Source organism: Methylobacterium sp. BI1 (assembly GCF_056680125.1).
In genome coordinates, this window is sequence record NZ_CM155267.1 from 508,898 (window position 1) to 533,203 (window position 24,306).

The 24,306-nt window shown below is 72.2% G+C and carries 20 protein-coding genes; 14 read left to right on the top strand and 6 right to left on the bottom strand.

Going from position 1 to position 24,306, the window contains the following annotated elements; genetic code table 11:
• The first annotated feature begins 9 nt into the window (after positions 1 to 9).
• From hpf to AC1MGR_RS02450, 3 genes are all read left to right on the top strand, one after another.
• A complete protein-coding gene (gene hpf / locus AC1MGR_RS02440; protein WP_108037015.1) occupies positions 10 to 621 on the top strand; it encodes a ribosome hibernation-promoting factor, HPF/YfiA family in 612 nt (203 codons plus the stop codon).
• A gap of 118 nt (positions 622 to 739) precedes the next feature.
• The gene (ptsN, locus tag AC1MGR_RS02445; protein WP_055946855.1) at positions 740 to 1,207 is read left to right on the top strand and encodes a PTS IIA-like nitrogen regulatory protein PtsN; all 468 of its coding nucleotides are present in this window, start codon (positions 740 to 742) and stop codon (positions 1,205 to 1,207) included.
• A gap of 2 nt (positions 1,208 to 1,209) precedes the next feature.
• The gene (locus tag AC1MGR_RS02450; RefSeq protein WP_480233532.1) at positions 1,210 to 1,548 is read left to right on the top strand and encodes a hypothetical protein; all 339 of its coding nucleotides are present in this window, start codon (positions 1,210 to 1,212) and stop codon (positions 1,546 to 1,548) included.
• Between the two features lie 27 nt (positions 1,549 to 1,575).
• Here the strand turns inward: AC1MGR_RS02450 and AC1MGR_RS02455 are convergent, their stop codons facing one another.
• The 3 genes from AC1MGR_RS02455 to ftsE all read right to left on the bottom strand — a co-directional run bounded on the left by AC1MGR_RS02455 (position 1,576) and on the right by ftsE (position 4,238).
• Positions 1,576 to 2,385 carry a YdcF family protein gene (locus AC1MGR_RS02455; protein WP_480233533.1) on the bottom strand — a complete coding sequence of 270 codons (810 nt, stop codon included), beginning with the start codon at positions 2,383 to 2,385 and terminating at the stop codon, positions 1,576 to 1,578.
• A gap of 141 nt (positions 2,386 to 2,526) precedes the next feature.
• On the bottom strand, positions 2,527 to 3,543 hold the full coding sequence (locus tag AC1MGR_RS02460; protein WP_480233534.1) for a cell division protein FtsX: 1,017 nt from the start codon (positions 3,541 to 3,543) through the stop codon (positions 2,527 to 2,529).
• Entirely contained in the window at positions 3,540 to 4,238 is a 699-nt protein-coding gene (gene ftsE / locus AC1MGR_RS02465; protein WP_181259686.1) for a cell division ATP-binding protein FtsE, read from the bottom strand. Before ftsE ends, AC1MGR_RS02460 begins: the two co-directional genes overlap by 4 nt.
• A 223-nt stretch (positions 4,239 to 4,461) precedes the next feature.
• Between ftsE and AC1MGR_RS02470 the strand changes: the two genes are divergently transcribed.
• The 5 genes from AC1MGR_RS02470 to AC1MGR_RS02490 all read left to right on the top strand — a co-directional run bounded on the left by AC1MGR_RS02470 (position 4,462) and on the right by AC1MGR_RS02490 (position 7,772).
• Positions 4,462 to 5,268 (top strand): zinc-ribbon domain-containing protein, encoded by an 807-nt coding sequence (locus AC1MGR_RS02470; RefSeq protein WP_480233535.1) that lies wholly within the window; start codon positions 4,462 to 4,464, stop codon positions 5,266 to 5,268.
• Positions 5,269 to 5,280: 12 nt separating this feature from the next.
• Entirely contained in the window at positions 5,281 to 5,850 is a 570-nt protein-coding gene (gene hpt, locus AC1MGR_RS02475) for a hypoxanthine phosphoribosyltransferase (protein WP_055946865.1), read from the top strand.
• A gap of 180 nt (positions 5,851 to 6,030) precedes the next feature.
• Positions 6,031 to 6,396, top strand: a complete 366-nt coding sequence (locus tag AC1MGR_RS02480; protein WP_055946868.1) for a response regulator — start codon at positions 6,031 to 6,033, stop codon at positions 6,394 to 6,396.
• Between the two features lie 40 nt (positions 6,397 to 6,436).
• On the top strand, positions 6,437 to 7,486 hold the full coding sequence (locus tag AC1MGR_RS02485) for a cysteine synthase A (RefSeq protein ID WP_480233536.1): 1,050 nt from the start codon (positions 6,437 to 6,439) through the stop codon (positions 7,484 to 7,486).
• A 130-nt stretch (positions 7,487 to 7,616) separates the two neighbouring features.
• Entirely contained in the window at positions 7,617 to 7,772 is a 156-nt protein-coding gene (locus tag AC1MGR_RS02490) for a DUF3309 domain-containing protein (RefSeq protein ID WP_103708171.1), read from the top strand.
• A 9-nt stretch (positions 7,773 to 7,781) separates the two neighbouring features.
• Here the strand turns inward: AC1MGR_RS02490 and AC1MGR_RS02495 are convergent, their stop codons facing one another.
• On the bottom strand, positions 7,782 to 9,239 hold the full coding sequence (locus AC1MGR_RS02495; RefSeq protein WP_480233537.1) for a serine protease family protein: 1,458 nt from the start codon (positions 9,237 to 9,239) through the stop codon (positions 7,782 to 7,784).
• A 182-nt stretch (positions 9,240 to 9,421) separates the two neighbouring features.
• Here AC1MGR_RS02495 and AC1MGR_RS02500 point away from each other — a divergent pair, with 182 nt between their 5' ends.
• From AC1MGR_RS02500 to AC1MGR_RS02515, 4 genes are all read left to right on the top strand, one after another.
• The gene (locus tag AC1MGR_RS02500) at positions 9,422 to 14,797 is read left to right on the top strand and encodes an alpha-2-macroglobulin family protein (protein WP_480233538.1); all 5,376 of its coding nucleotides are present in this window, start codon (positions 9,422 to 9,424) and stop codon (positions 14,795 to 14,797) included.
• A 154-nt stretch (positions 14,798 to 14,951) separates the two neighbouring features.
• Entirely contained in the window at positions 14,952 to 17,036 is a 2,085-nt protein-coding gene (gene pbpC, locus AC1MGR_RS02505) for a penicillin-binding protein 1C (protein ID WP_480234913.1), read from the top strand.
• Between the two features lie 163 nt (positions 17,037 to 17,199).
• Positions 17,200 to 19,050, top strand: a complete 1,851-nt coding sequence (locus AC1MGR_RS02510; protein ID WP_108037136.1) for a KUP/HAK/KT family potassium transporter — start codon at positions 17,200 to 17,202, stop codon at positions 19,048 to 19,050.
• Positions 19,051 to 19,182: 132 nt separating this feature from the next.
• Positions 19,183 to 20,334: a histidine kinase dimerization/phosphoacceptor domain -containing protein gene (locus AC1MGR_RS02515; protein ID WP_108037003.1), complete on the top strand. Its 1,152-nt coding sequence runs from the start codon at positions 19,183 to 19,185 to the stop codon at positions 20,332 to 20,334.
• Between the two features lie 36 nt (positions 20,335 to 20,370).
• Here the strand turns inward: AC1MGR_RS02515 and AC1MGR_RS02520 are convergent, their stop codons facing one another.
• On the bottom strand, positions 20,371 to 21,915 hold the full coding sequence (locus AC1MGR_RS02520; RefSeq protein WP_480233539.1) for a cation:proton antiporter: 1,545 nt from the start codon (positions 21,913 to 21,915) through the stop codon (positions 20,371 to 20,373).
• A gap of 66 nt (positions 21,916 to 21,981) precedes the next feature.
• Positions 21,982 to 22,491: an OsmC family protein gene (locus AC1MGR_RS02525; RefSeq protein WP_108036999.1), complete on the bottom strand. Its 510-nt coding sequence runs from the start codon at positions 22,489 to 22,491 to the stop codon at positions 21,982 to 21,984.
• A 175-nt stretch (positions 22,492 to 22,666) separates the two neighbouring features.
• On the opposite strand from AC1MGR_RS02525, the gene AC1MGR_RS02530 reads away from it, so the two are divergent.
• Together AC1MGR_RS02530 and AC1MGR_RS02535 are read left to right on the top strand one after the other, a co-directional pair.
• Entirely contained in the window at positions 22,667 to 23,542 is an 876-nt protein-coding gene (locus AC1MGR_RS02530) for a cell envelope integrity EipB family protein (RefSeq protein WP_480233540.1), read from the top strand.
• Positions 23,543 to 23,728: 186 nt separating this feature from the next.
• On the top strand, positions 23,729 to 24,304 hold the full coding sequence (locus AC1MGR_RS02535; protein ID WP_108036995.1) for a PilZ domain-containing protein: 576 nt from the start codon (positions 23,729 to 23,731) through the stop codon (positions 24,302 to 24,304).
• The last annotated feature ends 2 nt before the right edge of the window (positions 24,305 to 24,306 follow it).

Here is a 24,306-nt window from a genome sequence, read left to right on the forward strand (position 1 = left end):
GGAGGAATCATGGGGTCATTGCGCGTGACGGGCCACGGCCTGGACCTTGGCGAAGCCCTCCGGGGGCGGGTCGAGGAGCGAATGGCTGCCACCCTCTCGAAATACCTCGACAGCCACATGAGCGGGACCTGCTCCGGCCACGTCACCCTGCGGCGGGACGGAACCGCCTACCGCACCGATTGCGTGCTCCACCTCGTCTCCGGCCTGACCCTGGAAGCCTCCGGCGCCGCCCACGACGCCCATGCGAGCTTCGAGCAGACGGCGGACCGCCTGGAAAAGCGCCTGCGGCGCTACAAGCACAAGCTGAAGGACCACGGCGCGGCCGGCCATGACGGCGCGACGGTGCAGGCGGCCTACGCCGTGTTCGCCGCCCCGAGCGAGGGCGACGCCATCGACCTCGACGAGGACGGCGACGACGGGGAGGCGGCGCATCCGCCCGTGGTGGCAGAGAGCACCAAGACCCTGAAGCGCCACTCGGTCAGCGAGGCGGTCACCGCCCTCGACCTCACGGGGGCGCCGGTCATCGTGTTCGTTCACGCTGGCACCGGACGCATCAACGTCGTATACCGCCGCACGGACGGGGCCATCGGCTGGGTCGATCCGGCCGAGGCAGCCTCGTAGGCGCGGGTCGGGAACAGAGCCTGAACCCGCTCGATTGAGTCCAAGGGTCGCCTGGGCGGCCCGACCTTTCATGGAGTGGCGGCCGGGTCGGCCGCCGCCGACGGGGCGACGGTCCTTCATGCCAGTGCTGGAATTCCTCTCTCCGGATTCCGTGGTGCCGTCCCTGCGCGTCCGCGCCAAGAAGTCGATGCTGCAGGAGCTCAGCGCTCACGCGGTGCGTCAGCTTCCGGCCCTGGACGAGCGCGAGGTGTTCGAGACCCTGCTGCAGCGCGAGCGCCTGGGCTCCACCGGGATCGGCGACGGCGTCGCCATCCCGCATGGCAAACTGCCCGGCCTCGACCGGCTCTTCGGCCTCGTCGCCCGGCTGGAGAAGCCGGTGGATTTCGATGCCCTCGACGGCCAGCCCGTCGACATCGCCTTCCTGCTCCTGGCGCCCGAAGGCGCCGGCGCCGACCACCTGAAGGCCCTGGCCCAGGTCGCCCGGCTCCTGCGCGAGCCCGGCATCCTCGAGCGCATCCGTGCCGCCCGCGACGCCAGTGCCCTCTACGCGCTCCTCACCCACACCTCGGCTTCGCAGGCCGCTTGATCATGCGGATCCGGCCCTGCGCACCCCTGGTGGTCGCTCTCCTGCTCGTGGCCGAGCCTGCCGGCGCGCAGCAGCGCGGCGCCACCGATACCGCCTGCGCCCGGGACGTCCTCGTGGCGAATTCGATGCAGCGCCAGGCGATCGACCAGCTCGAACAGGCCGGCAGCGAGGCGGCCGACCAGTGTCGCGTCTGGCGCCGGCACGTTGAGACCATGCGCCGGGTGGCCAGCGTCTATGGCCGCTGCCTCTCGGGGGCCGAGCGCACGGATCGCCTGAACCAAGTCCAGACCTCCGAGAAGGAATTCGCCGGGATGATCCGAAGCCAGTGCAAGGGGCTTTGAGGCCCCGGGCTCCGGGCGGGCTTCGGCCTATTCCTGCCCGCGGAGGAGCAGCGGCTCGGCGACCATCTTGATCGGCTTGCCGCGTCCGATGAGGATGGCGGCGCGCGAGCGCTCGGGATCCTGCTCGAAGCGGGTCCGGACCCAGGCGACGAGGAACTTCAGGTATTCCGAGGCAAGGAGCTTGGCCGAGGAGGGATGGTGCCACCAGCTGTCGGGATCGAAGCCCTCCGCGATCACCGGATGCGGCACGACGCGGTCGGCACCCACCAGGGCGTGGTCGAGTTCCACCATCGTGCGCGGCATGTGGTAGTTCGAGGTCACCACCGTCACCGTGCTGAACCGGTGCTGGCGCATCCAGCGCCGGGTCTCGATGGCGTTGCCGATGGTGTTGCGCGCCCGGTAGTCGAGGTCCACGCAGCAATCGATCCAGTGCCGCTGCGTCGGGTTCAAGCGGGCGATCTCGTCGCGACTGGTGCGCTCGTTGACGCCGGTGATCAGCAGGCGCCGGCCGTAGCCGTTGGCGAGGAGGTCGATGGCGTCGCCGATGCGCTGCGCCCCGCCCGTGAGCGCCACGATGCCGTCGGCCCGGCCCTGCGGCACGCGCTCGTCCCGCTCCAGGCAGGCCACGAAGGTCAGGAAGCCGCAGAAGAGCGCGACGGCACCGGTGCCGGCGAGACCGAGGCTGGCCTTGGCCGTCGGGCCGAGCCCGCTCCGCGCCGTGGGACCCTGGCCGGCTGAATCCGGCTGCCGGCGTGCCGGGGCAGGCGCGCGGGATGCGGCGTCGGTCCAGGCCCATCCGAAAGCCTCGGAGGGCCTCATGGTGCCGCTGGCTGACATCCGCCTCGTCATTCCCCCAGAGAGTAGCCCCGATTGGGGCGTTCACGAGGCAAGTATCTCCGCCCGGAAAGGTTCACGAAGGGTTAACGGGATCGCCCGCATCCGTGACAGGGCGCGTGACCCTGCGCCGGCCCCCGCCCCTCAGGCCAGGAACCGTCGCACGGTGAGACGCGAGACGATGCCGGTGACCACCGACGCGATGACGCCGATGAGAAGCACGGCGGCGTAGCCGCGCCAACCGATATGGAAGGTGCCGAACAGGGCCTCGATCTCCTCCCCGGCCGGGCCGGAGCGCCAGTTGCGGGCCACCAGCCCGGCCAGCGCGAAGGCCGCGATGGCCGCGCCCGAGCCGATGATGCCGCCACGCAGGCCGAGGCCGAAGAAGCGGCGCTGAAAGGCCCGTGCGATGAAGTCGTCGTTGGCCCCGACGAAGTGCAGGACCTCTACCACCTCCCGGTTGCCCGCCATGGCGCCGCGGGTCGCGAAGACCACGGCGAGGCCCGTCGCCACCAGCACCAGCAGGACGATGCCGATTCCGACACCCACGAAGGTGTTGGCCGCCGTGGAGAGCCGGCGCAGCCACAGGGCATGGTCGTCGAGGCTCGCCACGCCGGGCAAGGCGTCGCTGAGGGAACTGCGCAGGGGTTTGAGGTCCGGGGAGGTCTCGGCGAGCTTCAGGGTCACGAGCCGCGGCACCGGCAGGTCCGAGAGGTCGAGGCCACTGCCGAGCCAGGGCTCGAGCAGGCGCTCGGCCTCGGCCTTCGAGAACACCCGCACGGCGGCGATGCCGGGGGTGGCCTTGGCCAGGCCCTCGGCGCGGGCGACGTCGGCATCGATGTCGCGCCCGGGGCTCGGACGTACCTGGATCGTCACCTCCTGGGCCACCGTGTCCTGCCACTGAACGGCGCTGGACGCCACGATCTCGGCCGCACCGGCGCAGAGCGCGGCGAGAAAGGTCAGGATCGCGATGACGGCGGCCAGGGCCCGGCTCGCCGCCGAGTCGGTCGGCACCAGGGGGGCGTTGCGGCGCAGGGTGGGGGGCAGGGGGGCGCCCCGCGATTCGGGCGGCGCCGGAGGCTTCACCGGCGGCCGGTCGTCGGTGCGGGACGGCGCACGGTGTGCCGGCGCGGCGGATGGGATGTCGGTCTCGCCCATCATGCCTCGACCGTCAGGCGTCCATCGCCGAGGACGAAGCGCCGGGCATCGACGAGATCCATCAGGGCGAAGTCGTGGGTGGCGATGAGCACCGAGGTGCCCAGTCGGTTGAGCTCGATGAACAGGCGCAGCAGGCGGCGGCCGAGGCCGGGATCGACGTTGCCGGTTGGCTCGTCGGCCAGGAGCAGTTCCGGCCGGGCGATGAGCGCCCGGGCGATGGCGGCGCGTTGCTTCTCCCCGCCCGAGAGCAGGGGCGGCAGCACGTGCATGCGCTCGCCGAGACCGACCCAGCGCAGGAGCTCGACGACCTCCGCCCGGTAGCTCGTTTCCGACCGCCCCTGGACGCGCAGGGGCAGCGCGACGTTCTCGTAGGTGGTGAGGTGGTCGAGCAGGCGGAAATCCTGGAAGACCACGCCCATGCGCCGCCGCAGGCCGGTCAACGCCTCGCTGGAGATGTCGCTGACCTCCTCGCCGAAGACCGAGACGAGGCCGCGGGTGGGGCGCACCGACAGGAGGATCAGGCGCAGCAGGGTGGTCTTGCCCGCGCCGGACGGTCCCGTGAGGAACTGGAACGAGCGCGGCGCGATCTGGAAGCTGACATCGCTCAGCACCTCCGGCCCGAGACCGTAGCGCATGCCGACGCTCTCGAACTGGACCACTGGCTCCTCGGCTCCGGAGAGGAGCGACTGCGTGTTCACCCGATCCGCCACGATCCCCCCAAGGTCCTGCCCAACCAAGCGCGCCTTACCAAGCCTGCCTAACCCGCCCTGCCCGACCCAGTCTGCCCTTTTGCGACGGCCCCGCGCATCCCGGTTATAGGCCGCCCGCTTCACGGACGGTTAACCGTGTTGGCCGAGAACCGTTTGAGTCTTTTTGCCCCCGTCGGCAACCGTCCATCGAGATCCGAGGCCCACGGACGCCATGCTGATCGTCTGCCCGTCCTGTGCCAGCGCGTACGAGATCGACGTGGACCGCGTCGGCGCGGATGGGCGCTCGGTGCGTTGCGCGGCGTGCCGCGAGACCTGGTTCATCTCGCCCGACGACGTCTCCGCCGCCCTCGAAGCCGAGATGACCGCCGCCATGATGGCGGCCTCCGAGCTCGGCCCCGACGCGGCGCAGAGCCGCGCCTCGGCCCAGGCCGATCTCGATGCCTGGGAATCGGCCCTGGCCGCCGAACCCGAGCCCGATCCATCGCCGCCCGACACGCCGCGCCCGCGGGCGCGGGCCAAGCCCGCGAAGCCGAAGCGCAAGGGCTTTTCCCTGGCCTCGCCCGGGGCCGCCCTCGCATTCGCCGTGGTCGGCGGCCTCGGCCTCGCCGTGCTCGGACGGGCCACGGTGGTGCGGGCGATGCCCCAGAGCGCCGGGCTCTATGCCCGCGTCGGATTCCCGGTGAACCTCCGCGGCGTCGAGTTCCGCGACGTCGTGGCCTTCCAGAGCCCGGGGGAGGGCGCGCAGGCCCAGCTCGTGGTGGAGGGCGATCTCGTCGGCGTGGCCTCCGAGGCCGCGGTGCCGCCGATCGAGGTGGAAGTCCGGGACGGACGCGACCAGCCGCTCTATCGCTGGCGCATCGCCCCCCCGCGCGCAGCGCTCGAGAGGAGCGAGACGGCACGCTTCCGCGCGAGCCTGTCGGCGCCGCCGGCGCAGGGCCGTTCGGTCCGCGTGCATTTTGCCGCCGCCGAGGCGGACGAGACCGTGCCGAAGGCCGATGCCAGCGCCCCGGCCCCGTGATAAGGAAGGCGGATGACCAGTGCTTCCCGACGCGTCCGCGTCCTCTTCGACGAAACCGCCATCGCCCGGCGCACCGAGGAACTCGCAGCGGCTATCGCCGCCGCCAATCCCGAGAACCTGCTCGTGGTGGCGGTGCTGAAGGGCAGCTTCATGTTCGCCGCCGACCTCCTGCGTGCCCTGCATCGGGTCGGGCTGGAGCCGCAGGCCGAGTTCGTCCACCTGTCGAGCTACCGCACCGCCACGGTCTCCTCGGGTCAGGTCGAAATCCTGCGCGACGTGGAGAGCGAGGTGCGCGGACGCGACGTCCTCCTGGTGGATGACATCCTCGAATCCGGCCGCACCATCGTGTTCGCCAAGGACCTGCTGATGGCGCGGGGCGCCAAGCGGGTGCTGACCGCGGTCCTCCTCGAGAAGCCCGGCAAGCGCGCCGTGACCATCGACGCGGATTTCGTCGGCTTCACCTGCCCGGACGTCTTCGTGGTCGGCTACGGCATGGACGTCGCCCACGCCTACCGCCAGTTGCCCTTCGTCGGCCTCGTCGATTACGAGAGCCGCGAGCCCGACCTGTTCGGCGGTACCTGAGGCGCGTCTCGCCGCGGGGCCCAAGAAATTGCCCTGCGCCCTAGAGAAATTTCCTTGCGCCCCAGAGAATTTGAAACGATTCGGCCCTTAAAGGACTTGCTGTGTCCGACGGTGCCTTGACAGGGCGCGCCGGCGCTTGCGTCACTGAGCGCCCGGATCAGAGAGAGACACAGACGCGCGATGGCCCGCATCCTCCTGGTGGATGACGAAGAGACGGTGCGGGGCTTCCTGAAGCGGGGCCTCGAGATCGACGGCCATGCCGTGGTGACCGCCACCGACGGTAGCGACGGGCTCGACCGGCTGACCGAGGCGGATGGCGCGTTCGACCTGATGCTCACCGACATCCGCATGCCGCTCATGGACGGCATCGCCCTGGCGCTCGCGGCCAAGCGCGACTTTCCCAATCTCACCATCCTGCTGATGACCGGCTTCGCCGACCAACGCGAGCGCGCGCGGGGCCTCGACGCCATCGTGACCGACGTCCTGACGAAGCCGTTCTCGCTGGCCGACCTGCGCTCCACGGTGAACCGGGCGCTCGCCGCCTGAGGCGCGCCGGGTCCGCCGCCCTGCCCCCGGAATCCCGCGCATGACCATCCCTCTCGATCGTCCTCTGCCCGATATCCTCTCGGCCATCGGCGCCACGCCCCTGATTCGCCTGGCGCGCGCCTCGGCGGAGACCGGCTGCACCATCCTGGGCAAGGCGGAGTTCCTGAATCCCGGCCTCTCGGTGAAGGACCGGGCGGCGCGCTCCATCGTGCGCAATGCCGAGGCCCGGGGTGCCATCCGGCCCGGCGGCACCATCGTGGAGGGCACGGCCGGCAATACCGGCATCGGCTTGGCGCTCGTCGCCTCGGTGCGCGGCTACCGCACGGTCATCGTGATCCCGGAGACGCAGTCGGCCGAGAAGAAGGAAACCCTGCGCCTGGCCGGCGCCCGCCTGGTCGAGGTGCCGGCGGTGCCGTTCGCCAATCCCGACAACTACGTTCATGCCGCCCGCCGGCTGGCCGAGCGCCTGGCCGCGACCGAACCGGCCGGAGCCTTCTTCGCCGACCAGTTCGACAACGTCGCCAACCGGCAGGCCCACGTGGAGACGACGGGCCCGGAGATCCTGGCGGCGACCGGCGGGGCGGTCGACGGTTTCATCTGTGCGGCCGGGACCGGCGGCACCCTGGCGGGGACCGCTGCGGCCCTGCGCGCCGCGCGCCCCGGCGTGCGGATCGGCCTGGCCGACCCGGAGGGGTCGGCGCTGCACGCCCACTACACCACCGGCACCCTGAAGGCCGAGGGCTCGTCGATCACGGAGGGAATCGGCCAGGGCCGGATCACCCGCAACCTGGCGGGCTTCACCCCGGACGTCTCGTTTCGGATCCCTGATTCCGAGGCCCTCGACATCGTCTTCCGGCTGATGCGGGAGGAGGGCCTCAGCCTGGGCGGATCGTCGGGCATCAACGTCGCGGGGGCGATCCGGCTCGCCCGGGAACTCGGGCCGGGGCACACCATCGTGACCATCCTGTGCGATGGCGCGGCGCGCTACGCTTCGAAGCTGTTCAACCCCGCCTTCCTGGCCGGAAAGGGGCTGCCGGTGCCCGACTGGCTCGGAACCGCATCGGAACCGCTGCCGGATTGGCGAGTCTGAAGTCGATCCGGCGAAAAATCCCGTCTTCGTGGGATTATGCCGCACGGACCGTTGAACGGAATCGCCACGGCGACGTTTGTACGGTCAAGCTCAAGCAATTCCGGTTGGGCGCGTGACGGAGTTCCCATCCATGACCCTGACCACCATTCTCCTCATCCTCCTGATCCTGATCGTGCTCGGCGGCGGCAACTTCCTCGGCGGCGGTGCTTACCGTGGACCGAGCTTCGGACTCGGCGGCCTGCTCGTCATCATCCTGATCGTCCTCCTCGTCACCGGACGCATCTGACGATCCCGCTCACGGCTGGCACGTGATGGGCACCACCGCACCCGCCAGGACTGCGGCGGCTGCGCCCAGCGTGCCGGCCTCTTGCGGGCCCGGTCCGCGCGTGCCGGCTTCGCCCGGCGCCGACGCCCGGATGCCCGCCGCAGTCAGGAAGGCCGTCAGCGCGGCCCCGGTCACGAGGCCATAGTGCGCCGGCGGCACCACGCCGGCCACCCGGCGAGGCTGTGCCGGGACCGTCGGGACGAGACCGACGATCGCGCCTGCGCGATCGAGGACCGGCGCGCCCCCTGCACCCGTCTGGAGCGGCGCGGTGATCCGTGTGCTTCCGACCGCGTCTCCCGTGGCCGCCTGATCCAGACGCGCCTGACCTGATGCCACCGCGACGCCGCCCTCTCCGTCGATGACGAGGGCCGCCACAGCCTCGCCCTCGGTCAGGCTGCGCCCGCGGACAAGCGGGGTGATCGGCGTCCGGCCTGCGAGGACCCCCGTTTCCAGAACCACCAGATCGGCCGTGGCGCCGGCGCCGAGGCGTGCCGTCTGGCCCGCCACCAGGGGAACCCGGCATCCGGACAGGGCTGCCGCGCTCGTCAGCACGCGCCCCGGCGCCACGAGGAGGCCGGTCGCAAGCGGTGCCGGACGGGTCCCGGGCAGGGGTGGCGGCGCGGGAGCCGGAACGGCGGTGGCGACCGGCGCCGCGACGGCCGGGGCCGCATCGGGGAAGGGCACGAAGCTGTTGGCGATGGCGATGGCGAGGCGGTCGACCTCGCCGGCCAGGGCCTTGTCGTAGCCGAGGGTGAGGCCGCGCAGGCCCGCCTCGCCGGCGGCATAGCGGATGTAGGACTTGCCCGTCGCGGTCTCGGCGGTCACCACCAGGAAGTCGGGCCGCAGGAGCTTGTAGGTCACCCGCCGGTCGGGGCTCGGTGCGGTGATGCGCGTGAAGACCGCCTCGAGCCCGGTCTCGCCGGCCGGATTGGATTTCGTCTCCAGGGTGATTCGTCCGTCGGCGCTCTGCCAGCGGGTGCCGCCGGGCTGCGCCGAGCGCTTCGGCAACACGCGCTCGGGCACGCCGAGCACCACGCCGCTGGCTGGGTCCGGCTTGACGACGAAGCGCGCGGCCGCACGCGCCGCCGCGCCGTCCCTGAGCAGCGCGGCGCGTCCGGCCGCATCCGGCAGCCCGCTCCCGCTCCCGCTCCCGCCGCTGCGCTTCGCATAGGCCTGGAGCGCCTCGTAGCTGCGCCGTCCGAAGGTACCGTTGACCACGCTGTTGTAGTCGCCGGTCCAGACCAGGGCGTCCTGCAGGCCCTTGCGCTCGGCGTCCGGCAAAGCCTCGAATGCGGTCCGCGCCGCCTCGAAGGCCGGATCGGGTGTGGCCGGCTTCGCCCGCGCGGGGGCGGGTGCGGAGGAATTGGAAGGGGGCGGAGGAGCGGAGGGCACCTGGGCGGAGGCCGCCCCCGCCATCAGACCCAGCATGAGACCGGTTGCGCTCCAGGTGGACCGATCGCGTCGCGTCATGGTCGGGTCGCGCCTCTCCGCGGGAATCCGTCCGGTGTGGCAGAGCCCGGGCTCGAATTCCAGGCCGTTGCGGGCCATCCGCGAAGTGCTACGGTTCCGCCCGGCGCGCCGCATCGGCGCCCGGACGACGGGGTGGAAGCATGTCGGGATCAACCGGACACGGGCGCTCGCCCCGATCGGCGGTCGGCCTCTCGGGCATCCTGCAGGCCGTGGCGCTCGCCGGGCTGCTGGCGTTTCCCGCTGCCGTCCAGGCGGAGGCGCAAGCGCAGATTCAGGCTCTGGCCCCGCGGGCCGCGGCCAAGACCATGCCCCGGCCCGTCTCGACGAAGAGCTTCGTGCGCGAAGACCTCGCCAGCGACGGCGTCCGCCTCGAGACGACGCTGAAGGGCGAGGCGGACACGGTGAAGCCCGATGCGCGCGCCGCCGCGAAGGCCCGGGCCGAAGGGGAGGCCCTGGTCGAGGCCGAGAAGCCGGCCGACGCCCTCAAGCCCCTTGGCCTCGCCGTGGCGGGGGAGCCCGGCGAGCCGGCCAACTGGCTCGCCTATGCCCGCGCCGCGAGCACGGTCGGCAACGACGGCCGGACGGGTGACTATGCGAGCCGCCAACGCCTGCGCCGCAACGCGCGGGCCGCCGCCTACCAGGGCTACCTGCGGGCAGGCGCCGCGGCGGCCGAGGCCGCGGCTCTCGCCATCCTCGGCGAAGTCTATGCGGCCGAGTCGGAGTGGCGCCCGTCCCTGGACGCCTACCGTGCCAGCCTCGCCCTGGCCGACGATGGGGAGGTGCGCGAGACCTACGAAGCCCTGCGGGCCGAGCACGGCTTCCGCATCCTGAACTACACCGTCGATTCGGACGCCGCGGCTCCGCGCATCTGCTTCCAGTTCTCCGAAGGCGTCGCCGCCAAGACCGACTTCACGCCCTACATCGCGGTTTCGGGCGCGGCCAATGCCGCCGTCACCGCCACCGGCCAGCAGGTCTGCGTCGATGGCCTCAAGCACGGCGAGCGCTACGCCTTCGTCGTGCGCTCAGGCCTGCCGTCCAGCGCCGGGGAGGGCCTGCTGAAATCGGCCGATTACGAGGTCTATGTCCGGGACCGCTCGCCCCAGGTCCGCTTCACGGGGCGCAACTACGTCCTGCCCCGCACCGGCCAGGCCGGCGTACCCCTGGTCTCGGTGAACGCGGCCAGGATCGACGTGGAGGTGCTGCGGGTCGGCGACCGGGGCCTCCTGCCGTCCCTGCGGGCGGAAGATTTCCTGTCCCAGCTCACCGGTGCCACCGCCCGCACCATCGCCGAGCAGAAGGGCCAGCGGGTCTGGAAGGGCGTGCTCGACACGGCGAAGGCCGAACTGAACCAGGAGGCCGTCACCGCCTTCCCGGTGCTCCAGGCCGTGGGCAGGCTGGAGCCCGGCATCTACATCATGCTGGCCCAGGCCAGCGGGGCGTCCGCCGCGTCCGCGGACGAGGAGGGCGGCTACGAGACCCAGGCCACGCAGTGGTTCGTGGTCTCGGACCTCGGTCTCACCGCCTTCAAGGGCCGCGACGGGGTCCATGTCTTCGCCCGCTCCCTGGCCTCGGCCGCGACCGTGCCCGGTGCCGAGATCCGGCTGGTGGCGCGCAACAACGAGGTCCTGGCCACGGCGAAGACCGACGGCCAAGGCCACGCCGCCTTCGCGTCGGGCCTCGCCCGAGGGGAGGGGGGTACCGCACCGGGCCTCGTGGTGGCGCAGATCGGCGACGATTACGGATTCCTCGATCTCGGCCAGTCGGCCTTCGACCTGACCGATCGCGGCGTGAAGGGCCGGCCCCAGCCCGGCGCCGTTGAGGCCTACGTGTTTCCCGAGCGCGGGGTCTACCGCTCGGGCGAGACCGTGAACCTCACCGGGCTCCTGCGCGACGCCGCCGGCGTCGCGGTGCCGGACCTTCCGCTCACCCTGGTGGTCAAGCGTCCGGACGGCGTCGAGTATCGTCGCGTCCAACTGCCCGATGCGGGCCTCGGCGGGCGCGCCCTGGCGCTCCCGCTCCTGGCCGGCGCGCAGCACGGCACCTGGCGGGTGGCGGCCTATACCGACCCCAAGGCGCCCGCCATCGGCGAGGCGAGCTTCCTCGTGGAGGACTACGTCCCGGAGCGCCTCGAGGTGACCCTAGAGAGCGCGACGCCGAGCCTGACCCGGGGCGCGCCCGCCACCATCGACGTGGCCGCGCGCTACCTCTACGGCGCGCCCGGCGCCGGGCTGGAGGTCTCCGGCACCGTCCTGGTGCAGCAGGCGGCCGGCAACGGCATCAAGGGCCTGGAGGGCTTCTCCGTCGGCCTCGACGACGAGCGGGTGGAAGCCGCCTCGACGGAGATCGACGCCCGGACCGCCACCGATGCGGCGGGCAAGGCCCGGCTCGTCGTGCCGGTGCAGGCCCTCGCCGCACCGCGCCCCACCGAGGCGAAGATCACCCTTCAGGTGGGTGAGCCCGGCGGGCGGGCGCTGAGCCGCAGCCTGACCCTGCCGATCCTGCCCGAGGGGCCGGTGCTCGCCATCCGAAAGGGGTTCGGCGGCGACCTAACTGAGGGGAGCGTCGCCGGCTTCGACGTGGTCATGGCCGCGCCCGATGGCCGGCGCCTGCCGCAGGGGAACGTCGCCTGGACGCTCCAGCGCGTCGAGAAGACTTATCAATGGTACCGCGAGGGCGGGCGCTGGTCCTACGAGCCGGTCACCAGCACCCGCCGCATCGCCGACGGCCGCCTCGACCTCACCCCCGACGCGCCGGGCCGCGTCGGCGCCACGGTGAGCTACGGCACCTATCGGCTTGAGGCGAGCGTGCCGGGCCGCCCGGCCGCCACCGCGAGCGTGACCTTCACGGTGGGCTGGAGCGGCGGCGAGACCGCGGACGTGCCCGATCTCCTCGACCTGCGCCTGGACAAGGCGGCCTACGCCACCGGCGAGACCCTGCACGCGCGGCTGCAGCCGAAGTTCAAGGGACAGGCGACGCTGGCCGTCGTCAGCGACAAGCTGCACGCGCTCCTCACCGTCGACGTGCCGGCCGCCGGCACCACCGTCGACATTCCCGTGAAGGCCGAGTGGGGCTCGGGCGCCTATCTCGTCGCCACCGCCTACCGGCCCCTCGACCAGGCGGCCAAGCGCCTGCCGGGCCGGGCGCTCGGTGTGGCGTGGTTCGGGGTGGACCGGGACAGCCGCACCCTCGGCGTCACCCTGGAGGCACCGGCCAAGGTGCGCCCGCGCGAGACCCTGACCCTGCCGATCCAGCTCGCGGGCCTGAAGGCCGGCGAGGAGGCCCGGGTCAGCGTGGCCCTCGTCGATGTCGGCATCCTCAACCTGACCCGCTACGAGGCGCCCAACCCCTTCGGCTACTTCTTCGGCCAGAAGGCGCTGGGACCCGAGATCCGCGACCTCTACGGATACCTGATCGACGGCATGCAGGGGACGCTCGGCGCCATCCGCTCCGGCGGCGACGGCGGCGCGGCCGAGCTCGCCGATTCGCCGCCGAGCCAGGCGCCGCTGGCACTGTATTCCGGGCCCCTGACGGTGGGACCCGACGGAAAGGCCAGCGTCAGCTTCCCCCTGCCGGCCTTCAATGGCACGGGCCGGGTGATGGTCACCGCCTGGAGCCGCGCGAAGGTGGGCGCGGCCCAGGCCGACGTCGTCATCCGCGATCCCGTCGTGCTCACCGGCACCCTGCCGCGCTTCCTCAACGTCGGCGACCGCTCGCGCATCCACGTCGCCCTCGACAACGTCGAGGGACAGGCCGGCGACTACACGGTGGACCTCGACCCGACCGGCTCCGTCCTGATCGGCGCCGAGGCGATGCACCGGACCCTGCGGCTGGAGACCGGGGCCAAGGGCGCCCTCGTCATCCCCATCACCGCCGCCGGGACCGGCCCGTCGCGCATCGACCTGACCCTGCGGGGGCCCGGCCTGCCCGAGGGCATCGGCCAGAGCTTCGCCCTCACCATCGGCCCCGGCACGGGGGCGCTCGCCCGCCGCTCGGTCCAGGCGCTCGAACCCGGCGCGAGCCTGAAGCTCTCGGACGAGCTCCTGGCCGACATCCTACCCGGCACCGGCACGGTCTCGCTCTCCGCCTCGAATCTCGCCGGCATCGACGCGCCGGCCCTGCTCCAGTCCCTCGACCGCTACCCCTACGGCTGCTCCGAGCAGACGGTGAGCCGGGCGATGCCGCTCCTCTACGTCAGCCGCCTCACGGCCCTCGACAAGCTCGGCCGGGAGCAGCTGAGCCTGGACCAGGCCGACGAGCGCGTGCGGCAGGCGATCGAGCGAGTGCTCGGCCGCCAGAACGCGGCCGGCGATTTCGGCCTCTGGTCCACCGACGGGGCCGGCGACACCTGGCTCAACGCCTACGTCACCGATTTCCTGACCCGGGCCCGGGAGCGCGGGTTCGCCGTACCCCAGACCGCCTTCGCCAACGCCCTCGACCGCCTGCGCAACGCGGTGGCCAACACCACGGAGGTCGGCGAGGGCGGCATGGACATCGCCTACGCTGCCTACGTGCTCGCCCGCAACGGCCGGCCCGTGATGGGCGATCTGCGCTACCTCGCCGACACCAAGCTCGCGGCCTTCGCCACCCCGCTGGCGCGCGGCCAGATCGCGGCGGCCCTGGCGCTCCTCGGCGATCGCGGCCGGGCGACGAAGGCCTTCGACTCGGCGATGGCCGGCTTGCGGGAGACGGCCGCGAGCCCGGTCTATCGGCCGGATTACGGCTCCCGCCTGCGCGACGGCGCCGGCCTCCTGGCGCTGGTCGCCGAGACGGGGCTCGCCCGCGACAGTATCCAGCCGCTAGGCGCCCTCATCGCGGCCGAGCGTGCCAGCGGCCGGCCCACCAGCACCCAGGAGGAGGCCTGGATGGTGCTCGCGGCCGAGGGCCTGAGCGCGGATTCTGAGAACCTCCGCTTCACCCTCGATGGCCAGCCCGTGAGCGGCGCCGTGGCACGCAGCTACCGCGCCGCCGCCCTGGAGGCCCGTCCCATCACCCTGGTCAATGCGGGCAGCCAGCCCGTGCAGGCCGTGGTCAGCGTCAGCGGCAACCCGATCGCACCGGAGCCCGCAGAGGCGCGCGGCTACACGATCGAGCGGCGCTACCACCGCCTCGACGGCACCCCGGTCGACCTCGCGCAGGGGATCCGCCAGAACGATCGCCTCGTGGTGGTGCTCACGGTCACCGAGGCCAAGGCCAGCGCCGGGCGCCTCCTCCTCGTCGACCGCCTGCCCGCCGGCCTGGAGATCGACAACCCGAAGCTCCTCGACGCCGATGCGCTCACCGGGCTCGCCTTCGCCAAATCGGAGGTGGCGCCCGTCCATACCGAGTTCCGCGACGACCGCTTCGTGGCGGCCTACGAGCGCAGACCCGAGCAGTCGGCCTTCTTCCGGGTCGCCTACACCGTGCGGGCCGTCTCCCCGGGCACCTACGTCCACCCGGCCGCCACCATCGAGGACATGTACCGGCCGGAGCGCTTCGGGCGCACCGGTTTCGGCGCGATGACGGTGAGCGCGAAGTAGGGCCGTGGAGACGACGGGTCCCCTGAACCCTCCCCCCTCTGCGGGGGAGGGTGCCTTCGGAGCAGACGGGAGCGGGGGCGACCTCTCCGGAAATGGCGCCGCCCCTCTCCCGGTCGCTCTGCGACCACCCTCCCCCGCAGAGGGGGGAGGGCGCCTGGCAATCGTCGCGGGCCTCCTCCTGCTCCTCCTCGCCGCCCCGGTCGCTGCCCTCTGGCGCTTCGTGGACACCCTGCCGCCCCTCGACCTCGCTCCGGCCGGGCGCCGCTCCACGGTGGTGCTCGACCGGGACGGGCGGCTGCTGCGCCCCTTCGCCACCGCCGACGGGCGCTGGCGCCTGCCGGTGACGGGGGCCCAGGTCGATCCGCGCTTCCGGGCCATGCTCACGGCCTACGAGGACCGGCGCTTCGCGAGCCATCCGGGTATCGATCCGGTGGCGACGCTCCGGGCCGCCGGGCAGTGGCTGGCGGCGGCCCGCATCGTCTCGGGCGGCTCGACTCTGTCGATGCAGGTGGCCCGCCTGGTGGAGCCGCGGGCCGGGCGTTCGCTCGCCGCCAAGCTGCGCCAGATGGTGCGGGCGGTGCAGCTGGAGCGGCGCCTCGGCAAGGACGGGGTGCTCGATCTCTACCTGGCGCTCGCCCCCTATGGCGGCCCGGTGGAGGGCCTGCGTGCCGCCAGCCTCGCGTATTTCGGCCGCGAGCCGGCCCGGCTGTCCTTCGCCGAGAGCGCGCTTCTCGTGGCCCTGCCGCAGGCGCCGGAAGCCCGCCGGCCCGACCGCTTCCCCGAGGCGGCCCGGCGCGCCCGCGACCGGGTCCTCGCCATCGCCGCCGCGCAAGGCGTCGTCACGGCGGCCGAGGCGGAGGCCGCCCGCGCCGAGCCGGTGCCGGCCGCGCGAAAGCCCTTCCCGATGCTGGCCGCCCACGCGGCGGAGGCGGCCCACGCCGCCGACCCGGGCGCCGAGGTGATCCGCCTCGCCCTCGACGGCCGCCTGCAGGCAAGTCTTGAAACCCTGGCCGCCGAGCGCGCGGCCGCGCAGGGACCCGGGATCTCGGCGGCCCTCCTGGCGCTGGACAACCGCACCGGTGCGGTTCTGGCCCAGGTCGGCAGCCCCGGATACCTCGATGCGAGCCGCGCCGGCGCCATCGACATGACGGGCGCGATCCGCTCGCCGGGCTCCGCCCTCAAGCCCTTCATCTACGCACTCGCCTTCGAGACGGGCCTCGCCCATCCCGAGACGCAGCTCGACGACCGGCCGGTGCGCTTTGCCGGCGCCTATGCGCCGGAGAATTTCGACCTCGGTTACCAGGGCAGCGTGACGGCGCGGCGCGCTCTCCAGCTCTCCCTGAACGTCCCGGCGGTGGACCTGCTGGAGGCGGTCGGTCCCGCCCGATTCATCGCGCGCCTGCGGGCCGCCGGCGCCCGGATCGATCTGCCCCGCGACACCGCGCCAGGGCTGCCCGTGGCACTCGGCGGCCTCGGCATCACGCTCACCGACCTCGCCCGCCTGTTCTCGGGCCTCGCCCGGCAGGGGCTGGTGCCGAACCTGACCCGTCGCGTCGGCGAGACATCGGGGGACGCGTCGGGCGAGGTGCCGCCGGAGACCCGCATCACGGAAGCCGTCGCCGCCTGGTACGTCGCCGACACGCTGCGGGGCGCGCCCCCTCCCGAGAACGCCCTGGCGGGCCGGATCGCCTACAAGACCGGTACCTCCTACGGCTACCGGGATGCCTTGGCGGTGGGATTCGACCAGCGCGTCACGATCGCCGTCTGGGTCGGGCGGCCGGATGGCAACGCCGTGCCGGGCCTCGTCGGCCGCGTGGTCGCGGCGCCGATCCTGTTCGACGCCTTCGCCCGCTTCGGCGGGGAGCCCGACCCCGTGTCGATGCCCCGCGACGCCCTGGTGACCACCACGGCCGGCCTGCCGCCGCCCCTGCGCCACATCCGGCGCGACATCCCCAAGACCCTGTCGGCGGCCCTGGGCGGCGCCCTGAAGATCGCCTACCCGCCGGACGGCGCCCGCATCGATCTCGGCCTGTCGGAACCCGATCCCGCGCCGGCGGCGAGCCTCGCCCTGAAGGCGCTGGGCGGCGTGCCGCCCCTGACCTGGATGGTCGACGGCCTGCCGGTGGCGGGCGGCGCACGCCGACAATCGGCCTGGGCACCGGAGGGCGCGGGCTTCGCACGGATCTCCGTGATGGACGCCACGGGTGCGAGCGACAGCGTCGTGGTGCGGCTCGAGTGACGCCCCCGCCCGGGGTTCAAGCCGGAGGCCGGCCGAGCCCCTGGTCGGGCGGACAGTCGCCCCTACCTGCGAGCGTCAGAGCGAACCTTCGCCGTTGCCGGAGAGCGTACCCGTGGTCCACGAGGAATCCCGACCGGGACGGCCGGCCCTGCGCCCGGCGGTGATGCTGGGCGCCCTCGGTATCGTCTACGGCGATATCGGCACCTCGCCCCTCTACGCCTTCAAGGAAGCGGTGCGCGCCGCGAGCGCCGGCGCCCCGCCGACCCCGATCGCCGTCACGGGCGCCGTCTCGCTGATCCTGTGGTCACTGATCCTCATCGTCTCCATCAAGTACGCCGTGCTGATCCTGCGGGCCGACAACCGCGGCGAGGGCGGCATCGTCGCCATGCTGGCGCTGCTCGGAGCCCGGAACGCCAAGCCGGGCTCCTGGGCCGGGGTGCTCCTCGTGGTCGGCCTCGTGGGCGCCGCGCTCCTCTACGGCGACGGCGCGATCACGCCGGCGATCTCGGTGCTCAGCGCGGTGGAGGGCCTGAAGGTCGAGGCCCCGGCCCTGTCGCGCTTCGTCGTGCCGATCACGGTGCTGATCCTGGTGGGGCTGTTCCTGGTCCAGAGCCGGGGCGTGGCCTTCATCGGCCGCATCTTCGGTCCGGTGATGCTGGTCTGGTTCGTCGTACTGGCGCTGCTCGGCCTCGGCGGCATCTGGCATGCGCCGCAGATCCTGGTCGCGCTCAACCCCCTCAAGGCCGTCGAATTCCTGACCCATGCGGGCTGGCACGTCAGCTTCGCCATGCTGGGCGCGGCGTTCCTGGCGGTCACCGGCGGCGAGGCGATGTATGCCGATCTCGGGCATTTCGGAGCCGGGCCGATCCGCGCCTCCTGGTTCGGCCTCGTCCTGCCGGCCCTGGTGATCCAGTATTTCGGGCAGGGCGCCCTGCTGCTGGCCGAGCCCGACGCCATCGAGAACCCGTTCTATCGCCTGAGCCCGGACTGGGCGCATTATCCGCTGATCGGCCTCGCCACGGTCGCCACCGTGATCGCCTCGCAATCGATCATCTCGGGTGCCTTCTCGCTCACCCAGCAATCGATCCAGCTCGGTTTCCTGCCGCCCATGCGGGTGGTCCACACCGCCCGGCACGAGCGCGGACAGATCTACGTGCCGATGGTGAACTGGCTGCTCGCCGCCGCCACCCTGAGCGCGGTCCTGGTCTTCGGCTCCTCGGATGCCCTGGCCGGCGCCTACGGCATCGCCGTCGCCTCCCTGATGGCGATCACCACCCTGCTCGCCGCCCTCGTGGCGCTGAAATGGGGCTACAACCCCGTGGCCGTGCTGGCGGTGAACGGTTTCTTCCTCCTCATCGACTTCGTGTTCCTCGGGGCCAACACCGTGAAGCTGTTCGAGGGCGGCTGGTTTCCGCTGATGCTGGCGGCCCTCGTGGCGTTCCTGATGCTCACCTGGCGCAAGGGCAACCAGCTCGTCGAATCGGCCCGGGTCGCCCTGCGCCAGCCCGAGGGCGACTTCCTGGAGCAGCTCCGGCGCGATCCGCCGATCGTCCTGCCGGGCAACGCCGCCTTCCTGTCCTCGGCCACCAGCGCCATTCCGCTGCACCTGTCCCGCTTCGTCGCGCGCAGCCACGCCCTGCACAAGCGCATCCTCATCGTCACCGCCCGCTACGAGGAGGAGCCGACCGTCGCCCGCGACCAGCGCGCGGAGGTCATCGTGATCACCCCCGACATCACCCGCGTGATCCTGCGCTACGGCTTCATGGAGGATGCCTCGGTGCCCGACGGCCTGCGCTGCGCGGTGGAGGCCAAGCGCCTGCCGGCCGAATGCCTCGAGGACCTCACGATCTTCATCGGGCACGAGACCATCATCCCGAAGAGCGACCAGCGCGGCATGGCGACCTGGCGGGAGGAGATCTACGCCTTTCTCCTCCGCAACGCCGAGCGCACCGGCGCGCATTTCTGCGTGCCGACGCGGCAACTGGTCGAGGTCGGCACCGAGATCGAGATCTGAGCCGGGCGCGGGTCATCAACTCTCGCACAGAGCCTGCCCGATGGCCTTGCGGGCAGCGCTCCGGGTGTCGCACAAGGAAGCCACGCGGGCGGGCGGCCCGGCCGCGCCGAAACCCGGACGTGTAGCGTAGCGATGACCGAACTGGCGCCGAAGGCCCTGGCGATCCGCCTGCGGCAGCAGGCGATCCTCTCCGATTTCGGGGTCGAGGCCCTGCGGGCCACCGAGCTTCTGCCCCTGCTCCAGCGCGCCACCGAACTCTGTGCCGAGGGCATGGAGGCGCAGTTCTGCAAGGCGCTGGAATACAAGCCGCACCAGGACTGTCTCCTCGTCTGCGCCGGCGTGGGTTGGGCCGACGACGCGGTGGGCACCACCATCATCGGCGCCGACCTCGCCTCGCCGGCGGGCTATGCCCTGAAGACCGGCCGGCCCGTGATCTCGAACCACCTCGAGAACGAGACGCGCTTCCGCACCCCGAAGCTGATGGCCGATCACGGCATCCGCCGGGCGATCAACGTGCTGATCGCCAACCGCGACGGCAATTACGGTGTGCTGGAAGTGGACGACACCCGCGAGGGCCAGTTCGAAGAGGCCGACATCGCCTTCATGCAGGGCTTCGCCAACCTCGTCGGCGGCGCCATCGAGCGCCAGCGGGCCGAGGCACGGCTGAAGGCGGCCCTGGAGCGTCAGGAACTCTTGTCCCGCGAGATGAGCCATCGGGTGAAGAACAGCCTCGCGGTGGTGGCGGGCTTCCTCGGGCTCCAGGCCCGGGGCTCCGACAACGACGACGTGAAGAGCGCCCTCGCCGATGCCCGCACCCGGGTCGAGGCGGTGGCCCAGGTCCACGACCAGCTCTGGCGCCAGCCGAGCCTGGAAGCGATCGACGTCGCGGGCTTCCTCGAGGCCCTCTGCGCCAAGCTGCAGGAGAGCGCGCCGCGCCACCGCCTCGTCTGCCGCGCGACCCGGACGAATATCCCCGCCGACCTCGCGATTCCCCTCGGCCTCTTCGTCAACGAACTCGTCACCAACGCGATCAAGTACGCCTACGCGGACGGCGAGGGCGAGATCCGGGTCGAGGCCCGTCCCGACGAGGCGGGCGGCCTGATCCTGGCGGTGGAGGATGACGGCGCCGGGCTTCCCGACGGGTTCGATCCCACGGCGGCCCGCAGCGCCAGCCTCGGCATGCGCATCATCAACAGCCTCGCCCGCCAGCTCGGGGGCACCCTGGCGGTCGCCCCGGACGTGCAGGGCGCGCACTTCTCCCTGCGGGTCGCGCCCGTGGCCTGAGCGGCCATTCCTCCGCGTGCGTCAGGCCTCCGCGCGTCAGGTTTCGGCCCGGGGCGTCGCGTTCATCTCGGCCCAGTCGAACTCCTCCTCCAGCACGTAGTAGGCGTCGTCGCCGATATCGCCGGAGCGACGCAGGGCCAGCACCCGGTCTCGGGCCGCCTCGATGGCGCGCCGGCGGGCGGCATCGGCGGGCAGCGCCTCGGAGGCGAAGCCGGTGTCGCGGGCCTCGGCCTGCTCCAGGGCGATGCGGAACTCCTCGCGCAGGGCCTCGGAGGGGGCGTCCTCGGCATCCTCCAGGCTCTCCAGGGCGGCCCGGTAGGCCTCGGTCCGGCCGTGCCCGACTTCGCGCCCGACGGGATCGTTGTCCTCCAGCCCGAGCCGGCCGAGCAGGAGGCGCAGGGTCAGGCCCTGCACCGTCAGCGTGCCGATGATGACGCAGAAGGCGGTGAGCACGATGAGGTCGCGATAGGGGAAACCCGGATCGCCGTCGGGCAGGGCAAGGGCCGTCGCGATGGTGACGATGCCGCGCATGCCCGCCCAGGAGACCGCGATCCCGGCCGAGAGGCCGCGGTCGCGGGTCTCGGTCCCGTCGGCACCGAGGCGGGCGAGGTGAGCCGTGGGCAGGACCCAGAGGAAGCGCACCACCACCACGGTGAGGAACACCGCCGCGCCGACCAGCGCGTAGGAGGCCTGCTGCTCCCGGGTCAGGCGCTCCAGGATCGGGCCGATCTGCAGGCCGATCAGCACGAAGGCGAGCACGTTGAGCACGAACACCGCCGTGTCCCAGACCGCGTAGGAGACGATGCGGGTGCGCGGCGGGGTGTGGCCCGGGGCGATGCGCGCCACCGTGATGGCGAAGGTGACCACGGTGAGCACCCCGGACAGGTGCACGTGCTCGGCCCCGATCCAGATGCCGAAGGCGGCCACGAACTGCAGCACGATGACGCTCGGCGCGTCGGCGACCGGGCGCGTCGCGGCACTGTAGAGGAGAGCGAGGACAGGCCCGGCGACCAAGCTGCCGAGGATGCCGACGATGAAGGTCGGTCCGATCTCGGCGGCCGAGAAGGTGCCGGAGACCGCCGCCGCGACCCCGAGGCGGTAGATCAGCAGCGAGCCCGCATCGTTGAGGAGGCTTTCGCCGCGCAGGATCGTGGTGAGGCGATGTGGCAGCGAGACGTGGCGCAGGACCGAGAGGGCCGCCACGGCGTCGGGGGGCGCCACCACCGCGCCGAGCACGATGCAGGCGGCCCAGGGCATGTCCGGCACGAGCCACTTCACCACCACGGCCACGGCGGCCGTGGTCGCCACCACCGCCCCGAAGGCGAGGCCGGCGATCGGGCGCCAGTGGGTGCGCAGGTCCCGCACCGAGGTGTCGTAGCCGGCGTCGAGCAGGACGGGCGCCAGGAAGAGGGCCAGCGCCAGCTCCGGGTCGAGCACGAGGTTCGGCACGGCCGGGATGAAGGCGAGGCCGATCCCACCCAGGGCCAAGAAGACGGGATAGGGGGCCCCCACCCGGCGGGCGAGCCCGGCCAGCAGCACGGCGCCGAGGAGGACGCCGACCGTCCATTGGAAAATCATCATGTCGGGGGCAACGCGCCATCACGGCGCCGGGATCACTCGCCCCGGCATGAAACCCGGCGCCGCCCGTCAGCCCTGCGCGAGGGTGACGGCCAGCTCCGGCTTGTGGTTCAGGGTCTGGAACACGACGCAGTAGCGCTCGGTCAGCTTGAGGAGCTGGTCGAGCTTGTCCTGGGGGGCGTCCGTGTCGAGGGCGAAGCTGAGGCGGATCGCGCGGAAGCCCACGGGCGCCTCCTTGTCGACCCCGAGGGTGCCGCGGAAATCGAGGTCGCCCTCGGCGCTCACCGTGCCGGACCGGAGCGCGACGCCGATCGCGGTGGCCACCGCCTTCAGGGTGACGCCGGCGCAAGCCACCAGGGCCTCGAGCAGCATGTCCCCGGAGCAGAGCTCGGCACCGGAGCCGCCGGTGGCCGGGTGCAGGCCCGCCACCGCGAGGGCGCGTCCGGTCTCGACCTTGCAGGCGATCGCCGTGTCGTCGAGGCGGCCCTGGGCCCGCAGCGTCACCACGGCCGAGTCCGGGGCGGTGCGGTAGCGGTCCTTGATCGGGGCCTGGAGCGAGCGCAGGGTATCGGCGTCCATGGGCGTTTCCTTCTCCCGTCTTCCGGTTCTTCTTCTCCGGCCTTATCTAGGGCGCCCCGTCGGCGCGGCGAACGCGGGCGGAGGTGAACGAACCTCGCGCGGGCCCGCGGGGTGCCCTATCTGAGGGGCATCGGCGGGGCCCCTGTCCTCCGGCCCTGTCCTGTCAGGAGAGTCCATGCGTCGTCCCAGCGTGAGTGCAGCCGCCCTGAGGGCGCGGATGGCCTTCCCCGGCATCGCCGCCGGTCTCGTCCTGCTCGCGACCGGGGCGGGGGCCGCTGCGCCGATCACCCTCGCCAACCACCGGGCCGTCTACGATCTCTCCCTCGCCGAGAGCAGCGGCACCCGGGCGGTGGAGAGTGCGCGGGGCCGCATCGTCATCGATTTCACCGGGGATGCCTGCAAGGGCTACACGATGCAGACCCGTCAGGTGACGGTTCTGGAGAGCGGCGAGACCGGCAGCCGCACCTCGGACCTGCGCAACAGTACCTTCGAGAGCGGCGACGGGCGGAGCTACCGCTTCAAGACCAGCACGGTGCTCAACGGCACGCCCGGCCAGGCGGTGGACGGCACGGCCGAGTCCGGTTCCGACCTGCTGAAGGTCAAGCTGAAGGAGCCCAAGCGCGACCAGTTCCAGGACGCGGGCGAGGTCCTCTTCCCCACGGTGCACATGCGGCGCCTGATCCAGGCGGCGCGCGACGGACAGACCACGGTCTCCGTCAAGGTCTTCGACGGCTCCGACGACGGGCGCAAGGTCTACGACACTCTCGCGGTCATCGGCCGTCAGGTCCCGGCGCCGGCGGCCTCCGACAAGGCGGCCGAGCGCGACAAGCCCCTGCGGGACGGGCCGATGGCGAATGTCCCGCGCTGGCCCGTCACCCTGAGCTACTACATTCCCGGCGAGGGCGAGCGCACGCCGATCTACGTCCTCAGCTTCGACCTCTACGAGAACGGCGTCAGCGGCGCGTTGCGGCTGAACTACGGCGAATTCGCCGTGGTCGGCGACCTCACCCGCCTCGACGCCCTGCCGTCGAGCACCGACTGCCATCCCTAGCCCATCCGACCGAGCGTGCGGCGGGTCCGCATCGCTGCGGTGTGCGCGGTTTCCGAGCAGGGACTTCTGCACGGAAATCGCGCATGACCGGACCGGCCGGGACCGGTTGGATTAAATTTTCGACATCCGGGTAAAGGAATGTCTGGGACCGTACCGTCTTATGGCATCCACAACCTCAGGATGGTCATGAGCGGGTCCCTCACAGCGACGCAGACGAGACTGATCCTGCCTGCCCTCTGCTGGAGCCGGTATCGCGCCGATTTCTACGCTGTCACCGCCGACCTCTCCGTCACCGGGCTCCGCTTCCGTTCGTCCGTCGTACCGTCCCAGGGCGAGATCTTGTCCTGCAGCATCCGGCACGCGGGTTCGATGGAAGCCCAGGTCATCGAGGGCGGCAAGGAGCAGTTCGTCACCCGGGTGATCCGCGCCGAGGCCCCGCTGCCCGTCATCGTGCGGCGCCTACTCGATCTCGCCGCCGAGCAGAACGGTGCCGAGGTGCCCCAGCGCGTCCATCCGCGCTTCGTGCCGACCTCTCCCGACATCCTCGTCACGATGTCCTGCGGCACCCGGATCCCGGGCCGGGTCCTCAACGTCTCGGCCTCGGGCGCAGCCGTGCGGATCGATATCCGCCTGGAGCCTGGCACGCCGATCACCCTGGGCCGAACGCCGGCCACGGTCGCGCGCTGCTTCGAGGACGGCATCGGCGCGGCCTTCCTCCAACCTCTGCCAGCGAAGGATCTCGGGCCGCACATCCGGTTGTGACG

Excerpts from the sequence above, each read along its gene's own strand:
- AC1MGR_RS02460 (WP_480233534.1), bottom strand. The coding sequence starts at position 3,543 with ATGATGGGCGAGACCGACATCCCATCCGCCGCGCCGGCACACCGTGCG.
- AC1MGR_RS02485 (WP_480233536.1), top strand. The coding sequence starts at position 6,437 with ATGACCATCCCTCTCGATCGTCCTCTGCCCGATATCCTCTCGGCCATC.
- AC1MGR_RS02525 (WP_108036999.1), bottom strand. The coding sequence starts at position 22,491 with ATGGACGCCGATACCCTGCGCTCGCTCCAGGCCCCGATCAAGGACCGC.
- AC1MGR_RS02450 (WP_480233532.1), top strand. The coding sequence starts at position 1,210 with ATGCGGATCCGGCCCTGCGCACCCCTGGTGGTCGCTCTCCTGCTCGTG.
- AC1MGR_RS02480 (WP_055946868.1), top strand. The coding sequence starts at position 6,031 with ATGGCCCGCATCCTCCTGGTGGATGACGAAGAGACGGTGCGGGGCTTC.
- AC1MGR_RS02530 (WP_480233540.1), top strand. The coding sequence starts at position 22,667 with ATGCGTCGTCCCAGCGTGAGTGCAGCCGCCCTGAGGGCGCGGATGGCC.
- AC1MGR_RS02535 (WP_108036995.1), top strand. The coding sequence starts at position 23,729 with ATGAGCGGGTCCCTCACAGCGACGCAGACGAGACTGATCCTGCCTGCC.
- AC1MGR_RS02470 (WP_480233535.1), top strand. The coding sequence starts at position 4,462 with ATGCTGATCGTCTGCCCGTCCTGTGCCAGCGCGTACGAGATCGACGTG.
- AC1MGR_RS02490 (WP_103708171.1), top strand. The coding sequence starts at position 7,617 with ATGACCCTGACCACCATTCTCCTCATCCTCCTGATCCTGATCGTGCTC.
- AC1MGR_RS02500 (WP_480233538.1), top strand. The coding sequence starts at position 9,422 with ATGTCGGGATCAACCGGACACGGGCGCTCGCCCCGATCGGCGGTCGGC.
- AC1MGR_RS02520 (WP_480233539.1), bottom strand. The coding sequence starts at position 21,915 with ATGATGATTTTCCAATGGACGGTCGGCGTCCTCCTCGGCGCCGTGCTG.
- AC1MGR_RS02495 (WP_480233537.1), bottom strand. The coding sequence starts at position 9,239 with ATGCTGGGTCTGATGGCGGGGGCGGCCTCCGCCCAGGTGCCCTCCGCT.
- ptsN (WP_055946855.1), top strand. The coding sequence starts at position 740 with ATGCCAGTGCTGGAATTCCTCTCTCCGGATTCCGTGGTGCCGTCCCTG.
- AC1MGR_RS02510 (WP_108037136.1), top strand. The coding sequence starts at position 17,200 with ATGCTGGGCGCCCTCGGTATCGTCTACGGCGATATCGGCACCTCGCCC.
- AC1MGR_RS02515 (WP_108037003.1), top strand. The coding sequence starts at position 19,183 with ATGACCGAACTGGCGCCGAAGGCCCTGGCGATCCGCCTGCGGCAGCAG.
- hpt (WP_055946865.1), top strand. The coding sequence starts at position 5,281 with ATGACCAGTGCTTCCCGACGCGTCCGCGTCCTCTTCGACGAAACCGCC.
- AC1MGR_RS02455 (WP_480233533.1), bottom strand. The coding sequence starts at position 2,385 with ATGTCAGCCAGCGGCACCATGAGGCCCTCCGAGGCTTTCGGATGGGCC.
- hpf (WP_108037015.1), top strand. The coding sequence starts at position 10 with ATGGGGTCATTGCGCGTGACGGGCCACGGCCTGGACCTTGGCGAAGCC.